General features: G+C 74.3%; 3 protein-coding genes and 1 pseudogene. All 4 read left to right on the top strand.

The annotated features are described in order from the left end of the window. The coding region (locus tag FV223_RS24140) for an anthranilate synthase component I family protein (protein WP_147729350.1) at window positions 1–863 on the top strand (863 nt) is incomplete at its 5' end. A 145-nt stretch (window positions 864–1,008) separates the two neighbouring features. Beyond that, the gene (locus tag FV223_RS24135; RefSeq protein ID WP_147729349.1) at window positions 1,009–1,629 is read left to right on the top strand and encodes an aminodeoxychorismate/anthranilate synthase component II; all 621 of its coding nucleotides are present in this window, start codon (window positions 1,009–1,011) and stop codon (window positions 1,627–1,629) included. Next, entirely contained in the window at window positions 1,616–2,467 is an 852-nt protein-coding gene (locus FV223_RS24130) for an aminotransferase class IV (protein WP_147729348.1), read from the top strand. The genes FV223_RS24135 and FV223_RS24130 overlap by 14 nt, the downstream gene beginning before the upstream one ends. Continuing rightward, window positions 2,464–2,868: pseudogene (locus FV223_RS24125) on the top strand (DoxX family protein); the annotation flags it as partial. The gene FV223_RS24130 and the pseudogene FV223_RS24125, both read left to right, overlap by 4 nt. Window positions 2,869–2,967 lie beyond the last annotated feature (99 nt).

The following is a 2,967-nucleotide window of genomic DNA, read 5'->3' as shown; positions in this document are numbered from 1 at the left end:
CCCTGCCCCCGCGCGCTGCGCCGCCGACCTGGCACTCGAACTTCACGCGCGCCCGCTACGAGGCGGCGGTCGACCGGGTGCGGGACTACATCCGGGCCGGCGACATCTACCAGGCCAACATCGCCCAGCGCTTCACCGCCGCCCTGCCCGCGGGCTTCGACCGGTTCGCGTTCTACCGCCGCTTGCGCGAGACCAACCCGGCGACCTTCGGCGCCTATCTCGAGTTCGACGGGCTGACCGTCGCGTCGAGCTCGCCCGAGCGCTTCCTGAAGCTCGAGGGCGGCCAGGTCGAGACCCGGCCGATCAAGGGCACGCTCGCGCGCAGCCCCGACCCGGTCGAGGACGCGGCCCGCGCCGCGCGGCTGCTCGCGGACCCGAAGGAGCGCGCCGAGAACACCATGATCGTCGACCTGCTGCGCAACGACCTGTCCCGGGTCTGCGCGCCGGGCAGCGTGCAGGTGCCGGTGCTGTGCGGGCTGGAATCCTATGCCGGCATCCACCATCTCGTCTCGGTCGTCACGGGCACGTTGCGGGACGGTCTCGACGGCTTCGACCTGCTGGAGAGGACCTTTCCCGGCGGCTCGATCACCGGCGCGCCGAAGCTCAGGGCCATGGACATCATCACCGAGATCGAGGGCGACGCGCGCGAGCTCTATTGCGGGGCCATCGGCCGGATCGGGTTCGACGGGTCGCTCGACACCGCGATCGCGATCCGCACCGTGTTCATGGACGCGACGACCGCGGTGCTCCAGGCCGGCGGCGGCGTCACCCTGCTCTCCGAGCCGGCGGCCGAGTACGACGAGACCCTGACCAAGGCCGCCCGCGTGTTCCAGGCGTTCGAGGCAGAGGCATTCGAAACATGAGCGCGCCTGCGCGAGCCCGGGCCGGCGCGACGACCGAGGGCCGCACGGGGAGATCCGAGCGGAGGTCGGCGCGCGCAACCGCGCGTTGCCGGCGGCGCGGCCGATGCCTGCGGCCGGCGACGGCCGGGGGCCACCGGGAAACCCCATGATCCTCGTCGTCGACAACTACGACTCGTTCGTCTTCAACGTCGTCCGCTACTTCGAGGAGCTCGGCGAGACGGTGCGCGTGGTGCGCAACGACGCCCTCGACGTGGCCGGCATCCGCGCGCTCGCCCCCGACGCCCTGGTGATCTCGCCGGGGCCGTGCACGCCGGCCGAGGCCGGGATCTCGCTGCCGGCGATCCGCGAGCTCTCGGGTCGGATGCCGATCCTCGGGGTCTGCCTCGGGCACCAGGCGATCGGCGCGGCCTTCGGCGGCACCGTCGAGCGGGCGCGGAAGCCCCTGCACGGGCAGGCGACGCCGGTGGCGCATGGCGGGGAGCGGCTGTTTGCCGGGCTGCCGCCGGCGATGCAGGTCGGGCGCTACCACTCCCTCGTGGTGGCGCCGCAGCCGGCGATGGCGGCCCACCTCACCGTCGACGCGCGCTCGGCCGAGGGCGAGGTGATGGCGCTGTCGCATCGCCGCCATCCGACCTACGGCATCCAGTTCCACCCGGAATCGGTGCTCACCGAGAACGGCCACGCGATCTTCTCGAACTTCCTCGGCCTGGCCCGCGACTGGCGGGAGCGGCCCGCATCCGGGGAGGGCGGCGATGCTGTGGCATGACGGCCGCCTGATCGACGGCACCACCCTGCCCTTCGACCTGACCGATCGCGGCCTGACCCTGGCCGACGGCGTCTTCGACACGGCCCTGGCGCTGGCCGGCCGGGTCGCCTTCGCGGACGCGCACGTCGCCCGCCTCGTCGCCTCGGCCGAAGCGCTGGGCTTCTCCGTGCCCGCCGATGCCGCCCGCACGGCGATGCATGCGCTCGCCGCCACGGGCGATCGCCTGGCGATCCGCACCACCGTCACCCGCGGCATCGGCCCGCGCGGCCTCGCCCCGCCGCCCGATCCGCGCCCGACGCTGTTTGCGACCGCGGCCGTCAGCGACCGCCGGATCGCGTTCGCGCCCCTGCGGCTGTGGCCCACCGCCATCGCCCGGAACGAGACCTCGCCGCTGGCGCGGCTCAAGACCCTCGGCTACGGCGACGCGATCCTCGCGGCGCGGGATGCGCGGGCGGCCGGCTTCGACGAGGCCCTGTTCTGCAACACGCGGCGGCACCTCGCCTGCGCCGGCACCGGCAACGTCTTCGCGCTGTTCGGCGACCGCCTGGTCACGCCGCCGCTCGGCGACGGGGTGCTGGCCGGCATCGTGCGCGCCGTCGTGATCGCCGACCTCGCGCCGGCCTGCGGGCTCGCCTGCGAGGAACGGTCCGCGACGAGGGCCGAGCTGCGCCGCGCCGACGCGGTGCTCGTCACCAATTCGCTGCGGCTCGTCGCACCGGTCGCGGCGATCGGCGACACCGCCTACGCGACCGACCACCCGGTGCTGATGCGGCTGATCGCGGCCCTGCGCGACCGCGTCGCAGCGGAATGCGGCGTTCCCGCCAGCGTCGTCGCATGACGGGCGGGCGATCGACGGAGACGCCCGGGCGGATCTGGCTGCGGCGCGGGCTGGTCGGCCTCTACGGCCTCGTCGGCGCGGTGCACCTCGCCGCGCCCGACACCTTGATGCCGATCATGCCGGCCTGGGTGCCGGAGCCGCGCCTCGTGATCCTCGGCACCGGGCTCTGCGAGGTCGCGGGCGCGCTGGCGCTGACGCGCCCGGCCCTGCGCCGGGCGGCCGGGATCGGGCTCGCGCTCTACGCGCTCTGCGTCTGGCCGGCCAACATCAAGCAGGCGGTCGAGGGGATCGTGGTGCCGCCGCTGCCGGATTCCTGGTGGTACCACGGCCCCCGGCTGGCCTTCCAACCGGTGCTGATCTGGGCCGGATTGTTTGCCGGCGGCGCGATCGACTGGCCGTTCCGCCGCGCGGCGTCGGGACGACGGCCTCCTCGAGGCGGAAGTTCTGCAAGGTCGGCTCGCCGTGCGGACGCGCGGCGAGGACGATGCGGCGGTTCTTGG

It is taken from the genome of Methylobacterium sp. WL116 (assembly GCF_008039455.1).
Classification (GTDB): Bacteria; Pseudomonadota; Alphaproteobacteria; order Rhizobiales; family Beijerinckiaceae; genus Methylobacterium.
This window is presented reverse-complemented; position numbering and strand designations above follow the sequence as displayed.

Bases quoted from the DNA above. Each gene is read 5' to 3' on its own strand.
- FV223_RS24135 (WP_147729349.1), top strand. From the start codon at position 1,009: ATGATCCTCGTCGTCGACAACTACGACTCGTTCGTCTTCAACGTCGTC.
- FV223_RS24130 (WP_147729348.1), top strand. From the start codon at position 1,616: ATGCTGTGGCATGACGGCCGCCTGATCGACGGCACCACCCTGCCCTTC.